Origin of the sequence: Fictibacillus sp. 26RED30, assembly GCF_015903845.1 — a bacterium.
Taxonomy (GTDB): domain Bacteria; phylum Bacillota; class Bacilli; order Bacillales; family Fictibacillaceae; genus Fictibacillus; species Fictibacillus phosphorivorans.
Map to the genome: position 1 here is coordinate 1306370 of NZ_JACZDV010000001.1, position 23152 is coordinate 1329521.

Annotated in this window: 30 protein-coding genes; 23 read left to right on the forward strand and 7 right to left on the reverse strand. The window is 36.2% G+C overall.

The annotated features are described in order from the left end of the window. The first annotated feature begins 75 nt into the window (after positions 1-75). From IHV11_RS06700 to IHV11_RS06710, 3 genes are all read left to right on the forward strand, one after another. Positions 76-525: a hypothetical protein gene (locus tag IHV11_RS06700; protein ID WP_197194083.1), complete on the forward strand. Its 450-nt coding sequence runs from the start codon at positions 76-78 to the stop codon at positions 523-525. Between the two features lie 578 nt (positions 526-1103). Next, the gene (locus IHV11_RS21170) at positions 1104-1358 is read left to right on the forward strand and encodes a hypothetical protein (protein ID WP_225218974.1); all 255 of its coding nucleotides are present in this window, start codon (positions 1104-1106) and stop codon (positions 1356-1358) included. A 31-nt stretch (positions 1359-1389) separates the two neighbouring features. Then, entirely contained in the window at positions 1390-1602 is a 213-nt protein-coding gene (locus tag IHV11_RS06710; RefSeq protein WP_197194084.1) for a cyclase, read from the forward strand. Positions 1603-1965: 363 nt separating this feature from the next. Here the strand turns inward: IHV11_RS06710 and IHV11_RS06715 are convergent, their stop codons facing one another. After that, a complete protein-coding gene (locus tag IHV11_RS06715; RefSeq protein WP_197194085.1) occupies positions 1966-2496 on the reverse strand; it encodes a GNAT family N-acetyltransferase in 531 nt (176 codons plus the stop codon). A 267-nt stretch (positions 2497-2763) separates the two neighbouring features. On the opposite strand from IHV11_RS06715, the gene IHV11_RS06720 reads away from it, so the two are divergent. From IHV11_RS06720 to IHV11_RS06740, 5 genes are read left to right on the forward strand one after another with little or no spacing between them, the layout of a single operon-like run. After that, positions 2764-3417, forward strand: coding sequence for a DUF1801 domain-containing protein (locus IHV11_RS06720; RefSeq protein WP_197194086.1), 654 nt, complete (start codon positions 2764-2766; stop codon positions 3415-3417). Positions 3418-3455: 38 nt separating this feature from the next. Beyond that, positions 3456-4316 carry an alpha/beta fold hydrolase gene (locus tag IHV11_RS06725; RefSeq protein WP_197194087.1) on the forward strand — a complete coding sequence of 287 codons (861 nt, stop codon included), beginning with the start codon at positions 3456-3458 and terminating at the stop codon, positions 4314-4316. Between the two features lie 25 nt (positions 4317-4341). Next, positions 4342-4839, forward strand: a complete 498-nt coding sequence (locus IHV11_RS06730; protein ID WP_197194088.1) for an HIT family protein — start codon at positions 4342-4344, stop codon at positions 4837-4839. A gap of 12 nt (positions 4840-4851) precedes the next feature. Continuing rightward, a complete protein-coding gene (locus tag IHV11_RS06735; protein WP_197194089.1) occupies positions 4852-5475 on the forward strand; it encodes a nucleotidyltransferase domain-containing protein in 624 nt (207 codons plus the stop codon). Positions 5476-5477: 2 nt separating this feature from the next. Further along, positions 5478-5948, forward strand: a complete 471-nt coding sequence (locus IHV11_RS06740) for an NUDIX domain-containing protein (protein WP_197194090.1) — start codon at positions 5478-5480, stop codon at positions 5946-5948. Between the two features lie 91 nt (positions 5949-6039). On the opposite strand, the gene IHV11_RS06745 is transcribed toward IHV11_RS06740, so the two are convergent. Both IHV11_RS06745 and IHV11_RS06750 read right to left on the reverse strand, forming a co-directional pair. Beyond that, positions 6040-6579: a PadR family transcriptional regulator gene (locus IHV11_RS06745; protein WP_197194091.1), complete on the reverse strand. Its 540-nt coding sequence runs from the start codon at positions 6577-6579 to the stop codon at positions 6040-6042. Beyond that, positions 6576-7418: a sialate O-acetylesterase gene (locus IHV11_RS06750; RefSeq protein WP_197194092.1), complete on the reverse strand. Its 843-nt coding sequence runs from the start codon at positions 7416-7418 to the stop codon at positions 6576-6578. Before IHV11_RS06750 ends, IHV11_RS06745 begins: the two co-directional genes overlap by 4 nt. 264 nt (positions 7419-7682) lie before the next feature. Between IHV11_RS06750 and map the strand changes: the two genes are divergently transcribed. From map to IHV11_RS06825, 15 genes are all read left to right on the forward strand, one after another. Next, on the forward strand, positions 7683-8423 hold the full coding sequence (gene map, locus IHV11_RS06755; protein ID WP_197194093.1) for a type I methionyl aminopeptidase: 741 nt from the start codon (positions 7683-7685) through the stop codon (positions 8421-8423). A gap of 251 nt (positions 8424-8674) precedes the next feature. Further along, positions 8675-9238 (forward strand): GNAT family N-acetyltransferase, encoded by a 564-nt coding sequence (locus IHV11_RS06760; protein WP_197194094.1) that lies wholly within the window; start codon positions 8675-8677, stop codon positions 9236-9238. A gap of 663 nt (positions 9239-9901) precedes the next feature. Continuing rightward, a complete protein-coding gene (locus IHV11_RS06765; protein WP_197194095.1) occupies positions 9902-10345 on the forward strand; it encodes a GNAT family N-acetyltransferase in 444 nt (147 codons plus the stop codon). A gap of 165 nt (positions 10346-10510) precedes the next feature. Next, positions 10511-11503 (forward strand): Gfo/Idh/MocA family protein, encoded by a 993-nt coding sequence (locus IHV11_RS06770; RefSeq protein WP_197194096.1) that lies wholly within the window; start codon positions 10511-10513, stop codon positions 11501-11503. Positions 11504-11822: 319 nt separating this feature from the next. Then, complete coding sequence (locus IHV11_RS06775) at positions 11823-12890, forward strand: AraC family transcriptional regulator (protein WP_197194097.1); 1068 nt, start codon at positions 11823-11825, stop codon at positions 12888-12890. A gap of 3 nt (positions 12891-12893) precedes the next feature. Beyond that, a complete protein-coding gene (locus IHV11_RS06780; protein WP_197194098.1) occupies positions 12894-13688 on the forward strand; it encodes an SDR family NAD(P)-dependent oxidoreductase in 795 nt (264 codons plus the stop codon). Between the two features lie 216 nt (positions 13689-13904). Then, positions 13905-14867, forward strand: a complete 963-nt coding sequence (locus tag IHV11_RS06785; RefSeq protein WP_197194099.1) for a helix-turn-helix transcriptional regulator — start codon at positions 13905-13907, stop codon at positions 14865-14867. A gap of 76 nt (positions 14868-14943) precedes the next feature. Next, complete coding sequence (locus tag IHV11_RS06790) at positions 14944-15573, forward strand: type 1 glutamine amidotransferase family protein (protein ID WP_197194100.1); 630 nt, start codon at positions 14944-14946, stop codon at positions 15571-15573. Between the two features lie 242 nt (positions 15574-15815). Continuing rightward, entirely contained in the window at positions 15816-16103 is a 288-nt protein-coding gene (locus tag IHV11_RS06795; protein WP_197194101.1) for a hypothetical protein, read from the forward strand. A gap of 188 nt (positions 16104-16291) precedes the next feature. After that, positions 16292-16666, forward strand: coding sequence for a YciI family protein (locus IHV11_RS06800; protein WP_197194102.1), 375 nt, complete (start codon positions 16292-16294; stop codon positions 16664-16666). Positions 16667-16804: 138 nt separating this feature from the next. Continuing rightward, entirely contained in the window at positions 16805-16954 is a 150-nt protein-coding gene (locus IHV11_RS06805) for a hypothetical protein (protein ID WP_197194103.1), read from the forward strand. Between the two features lie 236 nt (positions 16955-17190). Then, entirely contained in the window at positions 17191-17607 is a 417-nt protein-coding gene (gene arr / locus IHV11_RS06810) for an NAD(+)--rifampin ADP-ribosyltransferase (RefSeq protein WP_197194104.1), read from the forward strand. Between the two features lie 331 nt (positions 17608-17938). Continuing rightward, positions 17939-18136 carry a helix-turn-helix transcriptional regulator gene (locus IHV11_RS06815; protein WP_197194105.1) on the forward strand — a complete coding sequence of 66 codons (198 nt, stop codon included), beginning with the start codon at positions 17939-17941 and terminating at the stop codon, positions 18134-18136. Then, complete coding sequence (locus tag IHV11_RS06820; protein WP_197194106.1) at positions 18136-18591, forward strand: DUF3278 domain-containing protein; 456 nt, start codon at positions 18136-18138, stop codon at positions 18589-18591. The genes IHV11_RS06815 and IHV11_RS06820 overlap by 1 nt, the downstream gene beginning before the upstream one ends. Positions 18592-18744: 153 nt before the next feature. Beyond that, positions 18745-19569 (forward strand): MBL fold metallo-hydrolase, encoded by an 825-nt coding sequence (locus IHV11_RS06825; protein WP_197194107.1) that lies wholly within the window; start codon positions 18745-18747, stop codon positions 19567-19569. Positions 19570-19967: 398 nt separating this feature from the next. Here IHV11_RS06825 and IHV11_RS06830 read toward each other — a convergent pair whose 3' ends face one another. The 4 genes from IHV11_RS06830 to IHV11_RS06845 all read right to left on the reverse strand — a co-directional run bounded on the left by IHV11_RS06830 (position 19968) and on the right by IHV11_RS06845 (position 23113). Continuing rightward, the gene (locus IHV11_RS06830) at positions 19968-20165 is read right to left on the reverse strand and encodes a DUF6440 family protein (protein ID WP_144699736.1); all 198 of its coding nucleotides are present in this window, start codon (positions 20163-20165) and stop codon (positions 19968-19970) included. Between the two features lie 302 nt (positions 20166-20467). Continuing rightward, positions 20468-21160 (reverse strand): ABC transporter permease, encoded by a 693-nt coding sequence (locus IHV11_RS06835; protein WP_197194108.1) that lies wholly within the window; start codon positions 21158-21160, stop codon positions 20468-20470. After that, entirely contained in the window at positions 21160-22008 is an 849-nt protein-coding gene (locus tag IHV11_RS06840) for an ABC transporter ATP-binding protein (protein WP_197194109.1), read from the reverse strand. The genes IHV11_RS06835 and IHV11_RS06840 overlap by 1 nt, the downstream gene beginning before the upstream one ends. A gap of 154 nt (positions 22009-22162) precedes the next feature. Then, positions 22163-23113, reverse strand: a complete 951-nt coding sequence (locus IHV11_RS06845; protein ID WP_197194110.1) for a response regulator transcription factor — start codon at positions 23111-23113, stop codon at positions 22163-22165. Positions 23114-23152: the final 39 nt, after the last annotated feature.

A 23152-nucleotide genomic window follows, 5' to 3' on the forward strand; every position in this document is an offset into this window, starting at 1 on the left:
ATAAACCTGATGAAACCAATTACAGTTTTATAACGCCTACTTGTATATAGAGTTTTTAAAATAGGGGGTTTTAGGATGAACAAAAAAGGGGTTCTTGCTCTTGTGCTGGCATTTTTATTAATCACGAGTTTCTTTACGTATTACATCATGAACGCAAAGCCTCCATCAGCAAGCGCTAAAACAGAGACAAATGTCACGATTCCAACTCAGCAAAGCACTTATTGCTGGGATGGATTTTTAAGTGGTGCGTGTGTAGATTATGCCGAGCCATTTATGATGAATGAAATAAAAGCTGTTTCCGTGTCACCAGGCGAAAAGATTTCTATATCGTATAAACGCAAACCGATTAAAGTATCAAAAGAAGTAAATGTATGGACCAAGGGGGAGTCTGATTTTAAAACGGTGACTTTACTAGATGGAGATATTTATGTGGCTCCAAGCGAAAGTGGCACTTATGCTATTAGTACGAACGGAACTTGGAAAAGAGGATCTTCCTCACAAGTATTTTTTATTAAAGTTAAGTGAAGAATTGGTACAACAAAAAAGTAACCCATCAATGTCTGCTATGGATGGGTTACTTGTATAGACTTTTAACGTTTTTATTTCTTCTTCCTTTTTTCCATTTCTTTTTTAACTAAAGGAACGACTTTGTCTTTAATTCCTTTTTGCACTTTTGGATTGCTGAGTACTTTTTTGATTTGATCTTTCATGAATCGTGCCCCCTAAAATCGTGATAAAACTATGTTTCCCTTAAAGAAAGGGCAATTAAACCTGTACGAAAAAATGTATGTAGTTGTGTTTTGTAATATGAAAAGCCGCCCTGAAAGGCAGCTCATTGATTAACCGATTCGCTTTTTGTTTTTCTTGCTCTTACGTGCTTTCTTGCAAGCCAATAAGCCATCTAAAATACTAATGAAACTTCTCAAAGAAGACACCCCCATCTATCTCATGTTGAGAAAAGAATAAAGACTAAAATCTCTATTCCTTATATCATATGTTAGCTTGTCTTATTGGTTTGTACATTTGTTGAATCTATTAAAATTACTATAGAAGGAATAGAGAATAGCATATGGAAATTAGAAGATATGCTAGGGGGTATTTCAATGGATGAAGAAATGGATAGAGTGAAAAAACGTGTAGATAAGCGTCTTGAACAGCATGCTAATCCTAAACATAGTGAAGTGCCATTTAACGATGCCATGGAACACTATGGAAAGATCGAGGGCTATCCAACTAAGAATCTTTCAAAGGTAAATCTCCAGGGGCTACCACTGCCTATCCGTATACTCGGTTATTTCTTCATTGGAACGATGAGTGTGGGGATGATCACCGTTTTCCTTTTGTCGTTATTTAAATGAATCGTACAAAATTATGGCGAGGTGCTAACAGATGGATAAACGTGTTCAATTTGATTTCGAAATTGATTTTACCAATGGTGGAGGATTACAAGGACAGGAATTTCGTCTGGATCTCCATGGAGATAATATTTCAGATGAAGAGCTGGCCAAATATATCGTGGAGGATATGAGACTTTTGATGGTGGGGGAAGTGCGAATCTTGAATAAGAAGATTATTGAGGAAAAGCATAAACGGAAATTGTGATTAATGATTACAAGGATTCATGTTTGCCAATGTAAAGCGAAGTGATGTCTCTGATTCCACAAACGAACAGATGACTTTAGGATAACTCTATAGGAAGGTGAATAAAATCTTAGGATTTTCTCTAACTGGTGTGTTTAATTTCCTCTTTGGGTATTTTTTTCATTATTTGTCCGTTTTATTTGTGTTACTGTATTTGTACATTACAGAAGCTCTTGGTTGGACATTAGACCCTACATTAGAAAAAGGGTTATTAATTCCAATTCTTATTGCAACAATATTTGCAAGTTTGATTTACTTCTCAAAGGCAATAGAAAACGACCACACTATGGTCGTTTTTTGTTGTTATTTGAATATATCCAATTATTACGAAAATGCCTCTGAATAGTGTACAACGCCATGCACATGAGCCAGAGAATTCTCTGTTAACTCAAGAGCCATAAACACTTCATCAGGAACATCAAAGGGATCTTTAATTCTCCATGTGCTAGCCTTTTTGAATCCAAACTTCGGATAATAATCTTGATGACCTAAAACGATAACTGACTGATAGCCTAAGTTCTTGGCAGACGTTAGGGCTGCTTTAATAAGTTGACTCCCAATGCCTTTATTTTGATAGTCGGGAACAACAGAAACGGGTGCTAGTGCTAGTGATTCAACGACCTGTTTATCATTAACAATCTTAACCTTTGAAAGCAGAACATGCCCAATGATCTCTTGTTTGTTGTTTTCAGCAACTAAAGAAAGTTCAGGTACGAATGCTTCTGTCTTCCTAATCCGGTTTACTAGTAGATGTTCTTTCTCATCACTAAATTCCTCTGGTTCAAATGCACTTCTAACGACTTCTTCCGTCTTTCTATAATCTTCCGTGCGTTCAATGCGAATTTTTATATCCATTTATAGTCTCCTCATCTTTTCTAATACACGCTTATTTTCTATAAATGGCACCTTCTTCATAGGGAAGAAGGTTTACTTACTCAGCTCTAAACATAAGTTGATCAAACAAAAACCTCCATCTGAAATATGTTCTAACGTATTAAGTTATTGATCTTGCGTCAACTCTGAGAGATTGTTAATGAAGTTAGCTTTTTCAAAAGGAATTATTGTATTTTCATAGAAATGATAGAAGTTGATCAAATATAAAAATGATTAGGGGGCTGCTCTATGCCAAAAAGTATGTTGAATCCTAAAGTTGATGAATTTTTGATGGAAGCAAAATCGTGGAAAGAAGAGTTTGAACAGTTACGAAGAATCGTATTAGACTGCGGCCTCACTGAAGACTTTAAGTGGATGCACCCGTGTTATACGGTAAATAACAAGAATGTTGTTTTAATTCATGGATTTAAAGAATATTGTGCTCTATTGTTTCATAAAGGCGTTTTGTTGAAAGACGAAAAGAAGATTCTGATTCAACAAACAGAAAATGTACAATCAGCGCGTCAAATTCGATTTACGAATGTTAAAGAGATCCTTGATTTAGAAAGTACGCTCAAAGCTTATATTCATGAAGCGATTGAAGTAGAAAAATCGGGGTTAGAAGTGCAATTGAAGAAAACAGCGGATTATTCTATACCCGTTGAATTCCAAAATAAAATGGATGAGATCTCAGATTTAAAAGAAGCTTTCGATGCTTTAACACCAGGTAGACAAAAAGCTTATATTCGGTATTTTGCTGAAGCAAAACAGTCTAAAACGCGAGAAGCTCGCATCGAAAAATATATGGACCAGATCCTTGATGGAAAAGGGTTAAATGATTGCACGTGCGGGCTATCCAAACGAATGCCTAATTGCGACGGCTCACATAAAAGTATTCGATAATAAAGCTAAGAAATCTGTAAAAGTGAAGGAGCTATGGAATGTCTAAGTGGCAGACGAAATTAGTACCTACATCAAGAGGAACATTTGAATTATTTATAAAAGGTGAGGGTCAACCAGTCTGTGTGACTCACCATTATTCGGAGTTTAACGATTCTGGTGATTATTTTGCGGACTCTTTTACAGACCGTTATCAAGTGTATTTAGTTAACCTAAAAGAAGCGGGGAATACTTCAAAAGCTATTCATCCTCACGAGTTGAGCATGTTTGACGCTGTATATGATTTAGAAGCTATTAGAGAAGCGTTAGGTATCTCTGTTTGGACATTTGCTGGTCACTCAACTGGTGGCATGATTGGATTGTTATACGGTATCCACTTTTCTTCATCCCTTTCGTCTTTAATTATCGTCGGATCGGCTGCGAGAAAATATGCAAATTCTTCTCCCGCTTGTATTTATCATGGTGAGCACCCGAAGTTTGATTACATGCAACAACTCATTGAAACACTTAAGAATCCAGATTTATCACCGGGCGAAAGAGCTACCATCTCTAAAGAACGAACAAAGCTTTCACTTTACAAACCAGAAAAGTATGACGAGTATTTCTCCTTACCAATCACGAAAAAAATGTCAGCAACTCGCATGAATTTTTTTATTAGAGAAGAAATGATATACGATGTGACCAGGCAACTACATAACATAACGACTCCTACTTTAATTATGGGCGGAGTGCATGACGTTCAGTGTCCTATAGCGTTTTCGGAGGAAATGAATGAGGCGATCCTTCAATCTACTTTTGTTCGTTTCAACGAAAGTAATCACTATCCTTTTCTTGAGGAATCACGTTTGTTTAAAGAAGAAATTCAGAAGTTCATGGACAAGTTTGTTGAAATGAAAATCTAGTGTAATCGCTTAGGAGAGAGTTGTAATGTACACACATATGCCGCCCGACTATATCTGTCCTTTTTGTTTAGTAGTTCAAGGGGTTGAGGACCCCAATAACAAACTGGTTCAGAGCAAGCAACAAGATATTATTTATCAGGATGAATATGTAACAGCGCTCATCGCAACATTATGGTGGCCGAATAACCAAGGCCATGTGATTATCATTCCTAACCGTCATTATGAAAATATCTTTGATCTGCCACTCGACATCGCCGCTCACATTCATAAAGTGGCTAAGCAAGTGTCTTATGCTCTGAAAGATTGCTACGCGTGTGATGGCATATCTACCAGGCAGCATAACGAACCAGGTGGAAGTCAGGATGTTTGGCATTATCACCTGCATGTGTACCCTCGGTATTTTAACGATCATCTATATCTGACGCACGGTAGTCTTAGCGATCCAGAGGAACGTGCGGGTTATGCAGCAAAACTTAGAGCATGGTTTCAAACACAAAACACATACAAAAAACAAAGAATATAAAGGATGACATTCATGAATACACATAGCGATTTAAAAGAAATTGAAGCTTATATATTGAAGAAGTATGATTGCCACACCATCATTTTGTACGGTTCGTATAGTCGTGGAGATTATACAGAAGAAAGCGATGTGGATCTTATCTGCTTTTCTGATTCCGTTACCGAGGATACGAATGAAGTTGAATTTATCGAGGGTAAGCAGTTAGATGCGTGGATTTATCCTACTGAAAAAATGAAGCAGGCTGAACCGTTTCTACGTGTACATAAGGGAGAAATTTGGATTAACAAGAAAGGTTTAGCGGAAGAGTTTTTAGCTACCATTCAAAGTGCGTTTGAGAAGGGACCAAAACTATTAACTCAAGATGAGAAGGACTTCTTAAAAAGTTGGCTGAAAAAGATGCATGTAAGATCTGCCAAAAATGATTTAGAAGGAAACTATCGCTTTCATTGGATGCTTAAAGACAGTTTAGAGATCTATTTTGAATTGAAAGGTGAATGGTTTTTAGGTCCTAAAGTATCTTTTCAATGCTTAAAAGAGAACGATCCTAAAGCTTTTGATCTTTTTAATCGTGCATTATCAACGGATGCAAAGGATATAAGTTCTAAAGAATTATTAGATTACCTTTGTGAGTTGTAAAAGTGAAAGTAGTTTACGAGTCTAGAGATCCTAACGGGTATGAGTTTGTGGATTTTATTTACGTGACGGAAGAAAAGCTTGAGGATTTCGGTCCACTTTCAGGATCGTTTGCTGTAATTAAATGTGAGGGCAAATTCCTTATGGGCTTTAACTCTTTACGGCGACAGTGGGAGCTGCCAGCAGGAAAAAGAGAAGTGGGTGAAACACCAAAAGAATGTGCCATTAGAGAGCTATATGAAGAAACAGGACAAAGTGTGACAGGACTGAGTTTAGTAGGTTTAGTTACTTCAAAACTTGTAGGGAATGGATCTATTAAAGGAAATCCTGTGTATTTTTCTGAGGTCGCACAATTGCAGCCGTTTGTAGAGAATGCAGAAACAACAATGATCATGCTTTGGGATATGAAAGAACAGATTGGTAGAGTGGATGCACTAGACCTGAAAATAGTAGAGTGTATGGCTGGAAGACGATGATTAGAATCATTGTCATCAGCTCATGGCTAGATTACTAAAAATCACCCATCCATTTTTAATTAAAAATTTGGATGGGTGATTTTAGTTTCATCTATACAGAAGCTTTCTCTATGTCTGACTTTATTTCTTGAAACCATTCTAAGTTTACTAAATGGTGAGAACGAGAATTTTCGTTCATACGGCGAAAGTAATCAATCTTTCCAGGTAGTTCCTTATGGTTTGCTAAGTATTCATCAAGGAGAGCAATTCTGGCTTTAGTCTGATCAATCTGAGATTGGATACATTCTAATAACTTATTTGTATCGAATACATCTGTAAATAGTAACGTCCCATAGATTGGTAATTTTACATACTCGGATTTCGTTCCATATTTGATCATTAATTGATCAAATTCTTCTAAGCCTAAAGACGTGATTTTAAAGGTGTGAATGTCACGACCGTTGTTCGGACGTATGTGTTGTGTTTGTTCAATCCAACCTTTTTCTTCAAGTTGTTGCAAATTGTAATAAAAGGATCCTTTCGTAAAGTTAACAATATATTGATAATGTCGCTTTTCCATTAAACTTAATAGTTCGTATCCATGAGCGCCAGGGTTTTGTATAAGTAAGCCAAGGATTAGTAAGGGAATCAAGATTGCATCACCACCGCCATATTTGACTCAAATTCAGCGTATGTGATTTTACCTAGAGCTAAATCCATACTATGAATATAAATTTGTTCCGTTTTCGAATAGTTATTGTTTATGTTTAGAGATTGATCCTCATCCGAAAGAGGCTCTAAGATATGAGACTTTCTCGAAAATGCAGCGTAATAGCGAAAACCGAATTTTCGTTGGGAAACTGCGTTTAAATGAATTCCATCCGGATTGGGAGTTAAGCCTTCTGCCGATACAAAATAACAATTTTGCTGCTCATGAGCAAACCGCCGTAATTGTTTGTTGATCTCTTGAAACTCTGATGAGTACTTTCCAAAACCTGTTTTTCCTAAAAAATTCCCAAGCTCACCAATCATTAATGGAACATGTTGAAGGTTTAATTCTTTACGTAAAGTTTCAATGATCAGAGATAGCTTTTCGTAATACGTTTCATGTAGAGAATTATGGCTATCACTTTCACCTTGATGCCAAAGTATGCCACAAATTTGACTGCTTTCCAGAGCAAATCGGGCTTCAGACAAGGCATGTTGAAAAAGAGTACCTTGTGGATGCCAATCGTCCAAGGAACTGCCACCTTCTGCACAAGGTATCAAACCAATTTGTTCATTCGGGTTGGCTTTTGCAAACGCCTCTGCAAAGGATGCAGCTAGACTTACACCAGCAACAGGACGGTCATAATTAATGGGTTCTGTCATCATTTGCCACTGTCCGTTGCGCAGCATTTTTATTTTTTCATTATAGATAGGTTTTACCTCATGCAAGAAGCCTCGACCTGCCATATTTGATTGCCCTAACATTAAAAAAGATTTAATCATTTCATCTTCATTCCTTTACATAATAGTCTAATTAGACTTGTATATTATAATAAGGCCTAATTAGACTATCGTCAACTTTACTGCTAGTCATTTTAATGTAGAAACTGCCAGTAAGTAAATCCGCGTCTAACACTAGGTACATTTTGTTATTAAGCGTATAAGGGAGTATCAAATAATTTACATGCGTATAATTTTTTGAGAAAGTAGAGTTACTATAAACAATATGTTTTGAATAATGATAAAAAATAATAAGGTAGGATAAAAATGATTGCAAAAACAGAAGAAGATTTTAGTGGTTTGAAGGAAATTGGCAGAATTATTGCCTCAGTTAGAGATGAATTAGTACAAAGAACCATTCCAGGTATAACGACGAAAGAACTTGATGATTTAGCCGGAGAACTATTAGAAAAAGCCGGTGCAGTTTCAGCTCCTAAAGGTGAATATGACTTTCCTGGGTTTACGTGTATCAGTATTAATGATGAAGTGGCCCATGGTATTCCAGGTGATCGGGTTATTCAAGAAGGCGACCTTGTAAATATTGATGTGTCTGCTTCAAAGAACGGTTATTTCGCTGATACTGGAATCTCATTTGTAGTAGGACAAGGAGATGAAGTATTAACGAGATTATGCGATGTTGCGAAAAAGGCATTTGAAGCAGGTCTTAAGAAAGCTAAACCTGGTTCCAAAAAAAGCAGAATCGGAAAAGCAGTATATGAAACAGCGAAACAGCATGGATTCACGGTTATCAAAAACCTTACAGGACACGGTGTGGGACGAAGAATACATGAAGAACCAGACCATATTTTAAACTATAACGATCCATGGGATCATGAATTATTAAAGGATGGGATGGTTATCGCATTCGAACCATTTATATCAACGTTGGAAGAAGAAGTTTACCAAAAAGAAGACGGTTGGACCTATGCTACTGAAGAAAGCTATGTAGCACAAGTAGAACATACAATTATCCTTACTAAAGATGGCCCGATTATTATTACACTTTAATTCGAGCAATGATGTTCTAAATTCAAATGATTTTAAGATTTTCTAAAATGTTAGCTTACAACTAGAATTGCACTCTCAACACACTGTTATTCTCAAAAAACAGTGTGTTTTTTTATGTAGAAGGTTAAACTTTCTCGTTTTTGAGAGTCAGATCGTTGAATAAGAAAGGATTTAAATATGAGCATCTTGAACTTATTACGTTATTCAGCAATCGTATTAGAAAATAGAAAAGATTAGGGTAAGGTGAGCAAGTGATCAATTTTTTAGGAACACCAACAATTGAAACGGATCGATTAATTTTAAGAAGAATAGTACTTGAAGATGCGGAAAGTATTTTTGACCATTGGCTTTCAGACGATCGAGTAATGGATAATTTAATTAAAGGAGCACACAAGTCTCTATCTGAAACAATTGAGAGAGTAAAAGAAGTCGTAAGTAACTATGATTCTCAAGAATTTTGTTATTGGGGTATGGAACTGAAAGAAAACGGTAAATTAATCGGAGCGATTGATCTATTCAATTTTGATCAGTTAACTGAAAATTGTGATGTTGGATATTTAATGGGCTATCAATGGTGGAACAAAGGGTATGGAACTGAAGCTTTGAAAGCTGTTATTGAATTTGGATTTAGGGATATGAATATCCACAAAATTTCTGCAGCTCATAATACTGACAACCCGGCATCAGGAAGGATTATGGAGAAAGTAGGGATGGAACAAGAAGGTACGATTAAACATATGATCCGCAATGCCAAGAATCATTATAAGGATTGTGCTGTCTATGGGCTTCTTCAAGAAGATTACCTTAACACGTAATGATAAAAAGGACGGTTCAGAGATATCTATACGTGTTACATTTTTTAAGAGTACATTTGCTTTACATGAAACACTGAATGGTTTAATAAATAACGATAATGCTGTATTTGAAAACGGGATAAAAGGATATTGATAGTACAAATCCCTGAAAAATCAAGATATGTTAAAGAGTCAATTAGGATGTAAAATGATGTTTGGAAGAAGACAGGGGATATAATGTTGTTAGTATTCATACTTCATATTTTGATAAGTTTCATGGTGTTAGGAATAGCATTGATTCCAGCTCAAATAGTAGAATTTAAAAGAAGTACTCTAAATAATATGGTTGGGATAATTGGATTATCAGGCATTTTTTTAGTGGGTACAGGGATTTTTATTGGGATTGGAGAGACTTTATATACTTATATTTATATAACATTGATTTTACAATTTATTATTCTATGTTCATTCTATTTACTCTACCGTATTTTTAAAAATATGGGGTATTCAAGTTTAATAAATCTCAGCTCCATTTCCTTAGTCATAATTAGTTATTTAACTTATGTTTACTATATTATAGGGAGCTTTTTGTATTAATGGGTGCATTTGTATTAGATTCAAGAGAACAAAAAGGATTTCTGATTAGGTTATAAAATGTACATATCGTCAATGGGAGAGATTTTGATGACTGAAACAATTGTACAAATGACATTTGATAGAATAGAACAATGTGTTGAATTATATATTAATGTTTTTAACAAAGAACCATGGAATGAGACCTGGACAGATCGAGATGCTAAAGAAAGACTAACGGATTTAATGCATACACCTAAATGTCTTGGCTATTTATTATATGAAAACGATGCTTTAATAGGATTCATTGCCGGAAATAGTAAACAATCGTATGAAGGGTTAACTTTTTATTTGGCTGAATTTTGTATTAGTAATCAGAGCCAAGGCAAAGGTTACGGTTCGAAACTCCTTCTGTATTTAGAAGATGAATTAAAGAAAAGAGACATTTCAAGCCTTTATTTATTAACAGCTAATGGAGGACTTGCAGAAGCGTTTTATCTCAAAAATAACTACACCATAAATGAGAATAGAATCGTTATAAAGAAGGATTTATAATTTGTTTACGATATCTGTTTACTTCAAAAACGGGTAAGGTTTTGTGGTTTTTTAATTCATTAAACAGGTGCTAAATTTACATGAGCATAGCCTACTGTGTGCCGAATAACCCTATTTTGGTAAGATCAAATTTCATATAAATTTGAATAAAGAGGAGTAAGAAAAGTGAAGAAAGCTAACCTTTGTTTTATAGGTGCGGGGTTCCATGCATCTACAAATATTTATCCATCTGCTATTGAAGCTGGAGCGGAAATTCAAGCCATTTCTACAAGGAATCTTAATCGTTCGAAAGATGCACTTCGACGCTTCGGAAGCAATGGAACACCGTATGATGATTATAAAGTTATGCTCAATTCCGAAGAGTGTGATGGCGTTGTAGTAGTCGCTCAACCTGAAGATCATATCTCTTTAGTCATGGACTGTATTAGAGCGGGGAAAAATGTTTATGTGGATAAACCCCTTGGAATGAATGCTGATGAAGCTGAGGAAATCGCGAATGCTGCTGAGGAAGCAGGGGTCATATTAATGGTAGGATTTATGAAACGTTATGCGCCTTGTTATCAGAAGTTAAAAGAATTAATCAATAGTGCTACCCTTGGTCAAGCTCGTTCTTTTCAAGCAAGATTTGCTGTAGACAGCACCCCTTTTTGTAAAGACGAAGAGCAGTTTATGAAGCTCGCTGCTATACATATTGTTGATCTAGTCCGTTTTTTGTTTGGTGAAGTTGTTCAAATAACAGGTTTTAAAAACAGTAACAGTGAATTTATCTCTCAGAGTATTTCATTAAAATTTGAAAATGGAGTCGTGGGTAGCCTTTATTTTACAGGAATGACAGCTTGGTCAAGGGAAAGCGAAAATGTGACAGTAACATTCGATAACGGATTTGCAATTGCAGATGAAGTTCATACACTTACTGTCCATAAATCTCAGTCCTTTGACCAACTACCTTGGAAATCACTTGCAGAGAATGATACCGTATTTACACCTTCAGCATCTCCCATGTCTGGAGGTTACAGGGATCTTTATTTGCGTGGTTTTGTTGGAGAAATGGCTCATTTTATAGAGAGTTGTCAAAATGATAGAGAAGCATGTTCGAGTGGACGTGATAATGTTCGTACGATGCTACTCTGTGATCATATCCTAGCTGAATTGGTTTAGGTTGAAAGAAAGTCAATGAGTCAGAAGAAAGGGTTGAAGGCTTTAAAGGTCCAACATTTATCATTTAAGATTTTAAGAACTTACTATTTGTTGAAAATGTTAATAATAAAAACTCTAATGGGTGTGGTGTTTTTATGGAGTCTATACAACGGAAGTTATCCTACATAATACTAACACTACTTATTCGACGTAATCAGCAAGTAAAATGTCGTTCTTTGCTAGTTACAGAGTGACATTGGATAGGTAATGTATTAACTGTACTGCTAGTCATATCCAATAATAGTGATTGTGTAAATAGTAATAGGGAGGACCTATATGTATGACGTCTCATTCTCGAATAAAAATCCCGGCAGGATTTTGGACAGGATTAAATCAATTGGGGATTGCCTCCCACGATGTGGTTAGAAAAGCACGACTTCCGCTCACCATTATTACTGAACCAGATGTCACCACCGCCCAATATTTGGCGATCTGGCAAGCTTATTCCGATCTCATTGATGACAATGCAAAAGGAATTATCGAGCTTATGAGCGGTTTTGAAACAGCGCATTACCCACCTAGCGTATTAGCTACTTACCACGCTCGTGACTACCGTGACGCTCTAAAGCGAATGGCCAGGTACAAACAACTTTGCCCCCCTGAAAGTTTACGTATCATCGAGGAAGGTGAGAACTGTACAATCGAATTGGATTGGTTGGATATCGATCAACCTGGTCCGCCCCTGCTGGTTGGTATTACGCTAGCATTTCTTCTGGAGCTAGGACGCCGCGGCACTGGTAAACCATTAACGCCGAGGTCCGTCGAATTTACACAAGCTATGGGCGATGTGCAGGTACTTGAAGCTTACTTTGGCTGCCGTATTCAGATCGGTGCAAATTGTAACAGGTTGAAGTTACATAGAGAAGATCTAGATCTTCCTTTTGCTTCTTACAACTCGGAGTTATTGGAGATTCTGACTCCCGTACTGGACCAATCGTTGAACGAGCAGCAACGCAGTCGCTCAATCACCGGGATGGTTAAGTGGATTACAAAACGGAGCTTAACAGGGGGGCGACCTGACATTCAGACTGTGGCTAGCGAATTGGGGATGAGTGATCGAACCTTGCAGCGCAGACTGTCTGAAGAAGGGACGAACTTCAATCATCTGTTGACACAAGTGCGACACGAACAGGCAAGAGAGTACTTGGCAGATCCCTCGCTCGATATTAAGGAAGTGGCATTCCTGATTGGATATGAAGACCAGAACTCGTTCTACCGTGCCTTTCGCCTTTGGGAAGGTGATACTCCTTCAAATTGGCGTAATGAACATCTAGGTACACACTCGTTAAATAGGCACTATCTTAAAGAATATAATTTTTCACACGAAGTAAAAACAGGGGAGAAATGAATTGTGGATATGAAATTACACAATAAAACAGCATTAGTTACTGGGTCAACGAAAGGGATCGGTAAAGCAATTGCCATTGAACTTGCTAGAGAAGGTGTTCATGTACTAATTAATGGACGAACTTATGAAGAGGTAGAACGAGTTGTAAATGAAATTAAATCAGATTTCCCAGCTACATCTCCTCAAAATGCTACAGCTGATTTAGTGGATATTCAACAGAGAGAAGCTTTGTTTGAAAAATATCCCAATATTGATATTTTGGTTAACAATATGGGGATTTATGAAATCATGCAATATGAGGATGTAGACGATGAAGTATGGGAAAAATATTTCCGCACTAATTTTCTTGCTGCAAATGGATTATCTAAATTTTATTTACCTAAAATGCTGAACAATGATTATGGCCGCATTATCTTCATTGCGAGTGAAGAAGCAATGATGCCTTCAGGACAAATGCCTCAGTATTGTACAACAAAATCAATGCTATTATCATTGTCAAAAAGCTTATCTAAATTAACAAAAGGAACAGAAGTTACAGTTAATACAATTATGCCAGGACCAACGCTCTCTGAAAATGTATATCAAATCATTGAAGGGATCTACCCAAATGAAGACATGAATTTTTCAGAGAAAGAGAAAGAATTTATGACTACAAACCTACCTCAATCTGAAATACAGCGATTTATCAGACCTGCTGAAATAGGTAGACTAACTACATTTGTATGTAGTCCTTATGCATCAGCGTTTAAAGGAGCTCCCATACGTATGGATGGGGGAATGGTACCAACTATTTTTTAATTTCTATAACTAAAAGTAATTCTGTGAGTTTGCAGACACCTATATGTCTGCAAACTCTTCTTTATTATTAAGCTCTGTTAAAGGTATATTGCTAATCTTAAAAATGTAGAAATCACACTAAAAAAGAACACTAAATACAGAAAGTATCCTTTTGTGATGAGCTATACTAGAGATTGGATCTATAGAATATGTTTTATGAAGAAGTGGAGTTTTCTTATGCCTAAAATCGACAATATGTTAGCCGTTTTATGGATGCTTCGGTCAAGTGAAAAAGTCACTGCCAAACAAATCTCAGAGAAGTTAGAGCTCAATATTAGGACGGTGTATCGATACATTGATACCCTTTCAACAAGTGGTGTACCTATCATTTCAGATTCGGGACATAACGGTGGATACTCTCTATTGAACCAATTTATAGAGGCTCCTCTTTTCTTTGATATTGAAGAGCAGACGTCACTGTTTCACGCAGCCGTTTTTGCAGGTGAAGCGGGCTATTATGGAGGTGAAGCACTAAATAGAGCCGTATCCAAACTAGGTAAATACTCAAATCAAGAACAGGAAACAAAAAGAAACCAACATTTATCAAGTCTAGAAGTAATCAGCCACTTACCTTCGTTCTCTGCAGAATCTACGTTAAAGGAGTTGGAGACTTCAGTAGCTGATGAGTACTCCGTAAAGATTACCTACCAAAACAGTAAAGAGAACCAATCAAGTGATAGATTGATCGATCCATACAGAATCATCTATTGGAATAGGAAATGGTATGTGATTGGCTTTTGTCATCGTAGGAAGGAAGTCCGTAGTTTTAGAATAGATCGAATCGAAAGGCTCATTCAAACCGAAGACAAGTTTATTCGGCCAGAAGATTTTTCAGCTTCTGACTTTTTTATGAAAAATCTACTTCCAACTCTTAAAGATAAAGATAAGAGCACCACTTTAGTTATTAATGGGAGTACAAATGCCTTGGGAGATATTTGCCAACATTGGTTTTTGGGACATTATTTACAGAGTCAATCATCAAATCAAGCAACATTTCTTCTGGAAGAAGATATATTACATACATATGTTCCTCACATGCTTTTGCCATACGGTACATCTATTGGAGTGATTGAGCCTATAAGTCTTAAGAAAAGGATTATTGAGGTCCTGTCAGATCTAATAAACTTTCATCAAGTATGATAACTTCCCTGACGTTAGCTGTCAGGGAAGTTATTTTATAATTGTCTATATTACATGTGATGAGGAGTGTTATGGGATGGAAACAAGAAGCGTTTATTTATATGTATGTAATACCATGTCAGATTGGGAGTATGGTTATTTGATTGCTGAGCTACACACAGGGAGGTACTTTAAAAAAGATACAGCACCTTTAAACGTAGTAACTGTAGGGGCTGATAAAGAAAAGATCACTACGATGGGTGGACTAAGTATACAACCAGATATATCAATAGAGGAGTGCAGCCTAAAGAGTAAAGACCTTTTAATTTTACCTGGGGGAAATACATGGGGAGAAGTTATTCATCAACCCATCATGGAAAAAACAGGCGATGCTTTACAGCAGGGTACGATTGTTGCGGCAATTTGTGGTGCAACAATAGCACTTGCGAATAAGGGATACCTAGATATGAGAAAGCATACTAGTAATAACTTAGACTACTTGAAAATGGTCTGTCCGAATTATAGGGGAGAAAAGTTATATGAGGAGGGATCAGCAGTTGTTGATGAGAATTTAGTTACGGCATCTGGGGTAGCTCCTCTCGAATTTGCGAGGGAAGTGATTAATAAATTAGATGTATTTACACCGAATACCTTACAATCGTGGTATAAGCTCAATAAGACTCAAGAGCCTGAATACTTTTTTCAGTTAATGAACTCTATGGAATAGTTGAGTTTGTAAGATTACTGTAGGATAGGACTGCATGAAAACTTTCAAGAATATAATTTTTATAAAGGAATACGGTAAGACCTAGAGATACGTCTTATTTAGGAGTGTCATTCTAAATACATTCATTTGTAATTATGATTAAGTCTCTACTTTTTTTCCTGTGACTTTTTAATTCTCATGACCCATTCACTGCTGTAGTGAAATGAAGTATGATGGTTTTCAGGAATCACGGGGGTGTCATCTTGGTTATATACACAAATAAGGTCTATGAAAATAAGAAAGGATACCTGTACATACCGGTTATTTGGAGAGAAGAGTTTAACATTCATAATGGTTTAGAAATAGGAATCGATTGTTATCATAATTCTATACTTGTCATTGATAAGTCTTTAAAAAGAGAATTTAAACAGATAATTTCCAATAAAGGATATCTTACCATTCCTTACGCATTAAGGCAGAAGTTGATCTGTAATACCTTTCAGATCATTATTGAACAGAAAGATGAAAGAATTTTATTGGCTCCAAAATAAAAAGAAAGCCTCCATTAAAAAATCTCTGCAATCAAGTGCATTTCTTTAACTAAAGGAATGCGCTCTGTTTTATTGAAATAAGAGATTAAAGGTTTTTTTAAAAAAAATTTAACATCTTGTCGATTATACAGATTGTTGATCGTCGTATGAGTGTATACAAAATTTTGAGTAATCGAGGAGAGAGGATCATGATATTTTTATGTATGGGCTATTACAACCCTGAAAAGATGGATGCACGTCCAAGGACAGAGATTGAAGCTATTATGAGTGAATGTCAACCACACATTGAGAATTTTTATAATAGCGGTGAGGTTTTGCTTGATGCCGGTCTTGACACAGAGTCTAAAAGCTTGCGCCGTGTAGACGGCAAGATAATCGTAACAGATGGGCCATATACAGAAACTAAAGAAATGATAGGAAGTATTTTCATTTTTGAAGCAGAAAACATGGATGAGGCAATCCAACTTGCTTCTTTACATCCAACAACTCAAGTGAGCAAGGGGGAAGAATTCGGCTGGCGCATAGAAATTCGTCCTGTGCATTATTTTAAAAACAATAAATGAATTGGATAGAATTTTATATTCAATGATGACACAATAATCTTTCCTAGTTGATTTGTTTCCAAATAATTATAAGGTTTCTTTTAGCAAACTAAGGTATAGTATATAAGATGATTGAAGATGAAAAAGTAGGTGAACATTTTGGGAAGATATCAATTGGATGACAAAGCTCAGGTAGCGGTGACAAAGTTTCATGAGAAACAGACGCCTGCCAGGTTTGATAAAAAGAAGCATCTTGAAAAACTACGCATGGAGTTTTTGAAAAAGAAGCAAAAACAAACAGATAAATAATAGGAATGAAAACATAGGAAGATTATATGCTTCCTATGTTTTTTATTTTATGTATTTTTTCTGTAGAAACGTGAATTCTCTAAGAAGAGTAATACTAGTGGGCATCTTAAAAACGCAATATCACTCTTTCTACTTTAATTATACTTCGAATTCTAGATAATTAATAGACTACTCTTTCTAGGTATTTACCCATATACTGTTGTAAACAAATTAAAAAAAGTTAGAGGTGTCTATGGATGAATGATAAAAAAGAAGTATTAGATAAAGGTCCTTTCTTTCATGGTACTAAAGCAGAGCTGAAAATTGGAGACCAATTAGAACCGTTATACCAATCAAATTACCAAGACAAAAAATCTAACTATATTTATTTTACCGCTACATTAGATGCTGCTAAATGGGGAGCTGAATTAGCAAAATCTCAATCGAAAGAGAGAATCTATATCGTAGAACCACTAGGTGAATTTGAAAATGATCCGAACGTGACCGATAAAAGATTCCCCGGTAACCCAACAAGATCCTACAGATCTAAATCGCCTTTGAGAATCATAGCTGAATTAAAATCATGGGAAAGACATTCAGATCAAGAAATCAATCAAATGCTTACTCACTTGAAGACTTTAACTGAACAAGGTAAAAATGTTATATATGATTAACCACTTTTTAATCTTATTAACCAAATTCAATATGTAGACAAATCCCATTATAACTAAAATTGTAAAGCGGTTTGTTCTACGTTCTGGCATCCTCACTGATAAGGTGAGGATGTTTGTGTTCAAGGGTTTAATATTCATCAAATCCGTAGGAAAGAAATATTTTTTAAGAATTTAATGTTATAGAAGACGTTCGCAGGATAGCTGTATTCAAGGATACTCTTTTTTCAAATTAATTTGTTAAATTTATGATAAAAATTGACTTTTTCTTATATCGTATGTAATATATAAATTGCATATGTAAACTATATCTAACATCCAGCTGGGGTGAGAAATGAAGAATAACGTTAAAATAACTAGAATGAATGCGGCCATCACTCAGGAACAATTAGCAAGAAAAGTTGGTGTGACTAGACAAACGATCGGTCTTATAGAAAAGGGCGAGTTTAACCCTAGTCTTCAGTTATGTATTGCAATAGCTATAGAACTGCAGAAAACGTTGGATGAATTATTTTGGGAGGTTGATGCGTAATGAAATCTTGGATATCCTTTTTACTACCAGATGATGAATACAAAGAAAGAAAGATGTTATATTTTTTCTCTGAAGGTGCAATCCTTCTTTTTCTTTCCCTTTTTGTCATGCTTATTGCTAACAAGTCTTTACATCTGGATGCACAAACAATCTTACTAGTAGCTATGGGTATCTTCCTTTTTTATGTGTCGGGCAGATATATCTTATCTGGCATTGAATACACAGATATTTCAACGGAGAGAGCCTACAAAAAAGAGTTAAAAGCTACAATCATGAAAACGGTTGGTTTTATTGCTATCTTTTTAACAATCTATCTATTATTTATTGGTGTACCTACGAGTTTGAACAAATGGATAGAAATATCGGGGTTGTTAGTAAGTGTTAGTGTAGTAAAGTTTTTATCTTCTTATATTTCATTAAAGCGATCCTATCTGAAGAATAAGGAACTACTATAAATTACTTTTGAATGATTAGCGTTTTTTAACCTTACGAGATTATGTTTTCGTAAGGTTTTTTTCTTGTTGTGATCCTATTTACAAGCATAAAATTTCTAATTATTTCCTTCAGTTATTATAATTTGAGTTAGAGAGATAGAAGGGGGAAATATCGTGCATAACTATATTTGTAAGACGTGTGGGGTTCAATATGAAGCAACATTACATGAACCATCGTCATGTTCCATCTGTAAGGAAGAAAGACAGTATGTGAGCTCAAAAGGGCAATCGTGGACAACATTAGAAGCGATGGTGGAAAGCGGCAACTATAAAACAGAAGTTAGTGTTGAAGAAGAGAATCTGTATCGGGTTCAGACGAGTCCAAGTTTTGGAATCGGCCAGACGGCATACCTCGTAAAGGGCAAGGGGTATAACGTGTTATGGGATTGTGTGACTTACATAGATGAAGGTACGATTGAAGCGATTCAGCAGCTCGGTGGAATTGATGCGATCGCACTATCACATCCTCATTATTATTCCACTCAAGTGGAATGGGCTGAAACATTTGATGCTGCTCTTTATATTCACGAAGATGATAAGAAGTGGGTAACGAGGTCGAGTGAAAGAATCGTGTTCTGGTCGGGTGACACACTCGAACTAAGTGAAGGAATCGTTCTTCAGAGAATCGGTGGTCATTTTAAGGGGGGCACCATCCTTGAATGGAAAGAAGGGAACCAACAACAAGGTGTTCTTCTTTGTGGTGATATTGTACGTATTGTAGCGGACCGGGATTGGGTCAGTTTTATGTATAGTTATCCAAACTTTATTCCTTTACCAGGTGCTACGGTTGAGAGGATCGCTCAGCGGATGGAAGAACTAAACTTTAATCGTATCTATGATGCTTTTAACCGAGTGATCAAAGAAGATGCTGCAGAGGCCGTTCAACGATCAGCGAAGAGGTACGTTGATGCGCTAAATGGGGTGTTGTTCCAAACTTAATTTTTTCCAATACCGCTCTCAGGAAGTTGAACGATGCTTGTACCTTATCACCTAACAAAAAGATAGTTTTCCAAATTTGTTATAGATTGTATCAAATAATCCTACTAGGCAAGTCTTCCGCTAGGAAAAAAGGTGGAAAATGTTAAAAATAAATAGACTTTGGAAGCTCAGGTTAATGAAAATTTTGCTTTAAATGTAATTTTTTCCTTAATTTATTCTTTATTTTTTTTCAATTTATTAATAAATTTGTTCAAAAACGTCTAACAGGTCGTTGTACAATTTGTTAGACGTTTAAGCTTACATTATTAGTGTTTGCGATATGTAACGTAACATTTTATGGTTAGGGGACATTTTATGCCGGGTTTTGCCCAGGTCTCTGTGATCTCACGGTGAAAACATTAATTGGAATCCTTTTCTATAACCACATCACCATTTTCGTCTAATAATGGTGTAAGGGAAGTTCCCTGTGCAGACCAGGTATGCAGGTAATGGACATTTGTTGCTGTATCGACGAGCACTAAGATCATTCCGTACTGATAATGTTGCACGGATTTTTCAACAAATCTTTTATCATTGTCATTTTTTTTTCCGAACATGATTATCACTCCCTGAATTAATTATCCGATACTCACCTGTCACGTGCGTTCAGTAAACTAGCAAAAGCAGTCAAATTCGTTTAGACCGTTAATACTTCATATACCCGCTGTTACCTTTTACAACTCCTAATTGTTCATAAATACTTTTTTCAGAACACCTCCATTAAATTGTGTTGTATCAACCTTACAATGGATTAAACAATAATTTAGTCATAACAAGCTCTAATGTACATATTTGGAGCTGAATTGTACTGATCTGAACGTAAATGTATGAATAACGATAACCAGCCAAACTTACCCAATTAGTCATCCGTCATGACTTTTCGAAAACAAACATACGTAAACAATGCTGCTCCGATTATCCATATAGCGATTATACATAATGGTAGCCAAAAGCTTTTTTGGTACAATTCGATTGCTTGCATGATGGGAAACGTATTAGTGACTCTAACTATCATACTGTCTTCCGCAAACTGAAATGTAGCAATCATTGGCGTGAAACCAAACAGGAACATGACTGGCATCAGATAACCGGATGTGGCTGCAAGCGATTTTGAAAATAGTCCAATTCCGATACCTAACAAAAGAAAGAATAGGAACAACAAGATTAGTCCAATGATCGCCCTGAAGTTCAAAAACGGTTCAATGCCCACGATCATTAGTGAAACCATTAGGGAAATAACTGTGATGATCCCTGTAACAAGACTTTTCCCAATAATGATATCTAATAGCGAAGCAGGAGATTGTATCAAACCTCTCATTGTGTTCTTCTCATTTTCTTCGGCTATCATGCTCATCATGATGCCTGAAGTAACCATTGATAAAGTTGCCCCAATAATTACATATAGAAGTTTAATTGGAAGTTCTCCGTCAAAAGTTAGGGAGTAAATGAATGCGAGTAACGCATTACTTACTGGCAACATCAACAGCGCCATATTCTTGGGGAAATCTTTTATGTCTTTTTCAAAAATTGCAAGTATCCGTTGAACACTCATTATTCTAACTCCTTTCCAGTAACTTTTAGAAAGATCTGACCAAGTGTCGGATTATCCGTATGCATGGTTTTAACTTCTCCATTTGCGATCAGTTCCCTGATTTGCTCTGCCTTATCCGGTTGATTACTGATAACCAACCGATTGCCTTTAAAGGTTTCCACATGAAATGCGTGCGTGGAATATTTATAGCGGAGTGAATTCGGGCTGTCTAATTCCTGCAGTTCTCCATTATGCAAAAACGCAACCCGGTCACATAACTCAGTCGCTTCCTCCATATTATGAGTAGTCAAGAAAATGGTTGTACCTGCTTCATTCAGCTTTTGAAGTCCACGGTGAATATGTGCCATATTTCCAGGATCCAGCGCAGATGTTGGTTCATCTAGAAATACCAGTTTAGGATTGTGAATAAGTGCTTTGGCCAGCAGTACACGCTGTTTCATTCCTTTTGACAACATCGAAACTGTTTTGGATCGTTCATCATGCAAATTAACTTCTCGCAGTACCACATCGATTTGCTTCAGTGGTGCACGATATAATTTACAAAATAATTTCAGATTATCATAGATCGTCAGTCGCTCATATAACGAGCTGTTATCTGATAATATTCCGACCTGAGATTTGAACTCTGGCGTTCCAAAATTTGCTGAATCAATACCAAGTACTTTAACATCACCAACAGTTTGTTTCAGCTCTCCGGTCAATACTTTAACAGTCGTTGTTTTACCGGATCCACTTGGACCAAGAAATCCGAAAATCTCTCCTTGCTTCACATTAAAACTCACTTTTTTAATGGCGGTATGTGCACCAAAAATTTTCCTCATTCCTTTTACTTCAATGACATGTTCCAACTAAAACACTCCTTTCAACGATTTCCTTCATCGTAATGGAGTGAATTACTGAGTGCAGTCATATCAAGCTGAAATGTACGAAAAGGAGATTGAACTGTACCTATATCGAGTTAAAGTATTTTTAAAAAGACCTTCTAGTTATGGTGAACTGTGTCTATTTGAGGATTAATTTTTCCTGGATATCTTGAATTTTAGAACGAGACAGGGGAATAGTTGACTGAACCTTATTGCTAATTCTGAGTGAATACGTGTTTTTTGACCATGTAATAATCTCACGTACCTTTTGCAGATTTACTATGTAGGACCGGTGACAACGATAAAAACCGAAAACCTCTAATTTCTTGTCTACTTCAGCCAGTGTGTATTCCATCGCAAAAGATTCCTCATTAATAATAATCATTGTCTTTCCATCCTGACTTTCAATATAATCGATCTCTGTCGGATCAAATAGAATAATTTTATCTCCTACCCGTGCAGAAATTTTGAATAGATTTGCAACAACTGGTTCTCTGGAACTTTCCATTTCAGGCTGTAATGTGGCCATTTCATCAACTTCAACTTCTTGCAACCCATTTTGTTGAAGCTTGTACACACTATCTCCAAGTAAAACTGCATGTTCCATGCTGGATACTAAAATAAGCACAGGTATCTGTAGATGCTTTATTTTTTGAAGCATATTAATAAACGTATTAACTGTTATAACATCAACACCGTGTATCGGCTCCAGGAATGCCATTTTCTTGTATCCGCTTATAAAATATTTAGCAAAGTATACTCGTCGAATTTCAGATTCGGAGCATTTGTCCAAAGCTTTCTTTGCACATGTATGCAGTTCAAACTCCACCAGAATTTGAGGTAATGGCATTTTACATTCGAACCATTTTTTAAAAAAAGCGATATTGTCTTCTACTGACAGGCGCATGTATAACCCCTCCTGTAGATCAAGAACGGGGATGCTAGTATTGCTGCGTAGGATTTTCACCAACTTAGCCTGCACATCAACATCACTGTAAACTGATGTTGCCTCGGAATCGTTGACGGTAAGGGAAAATAAGGGAAGCGACTCGCCATTAATCACTTGTTCATCGATTGTAAAACATGCCATTTTTCTCATCCTTTCTATTACTTTTAATTACATTTTCGT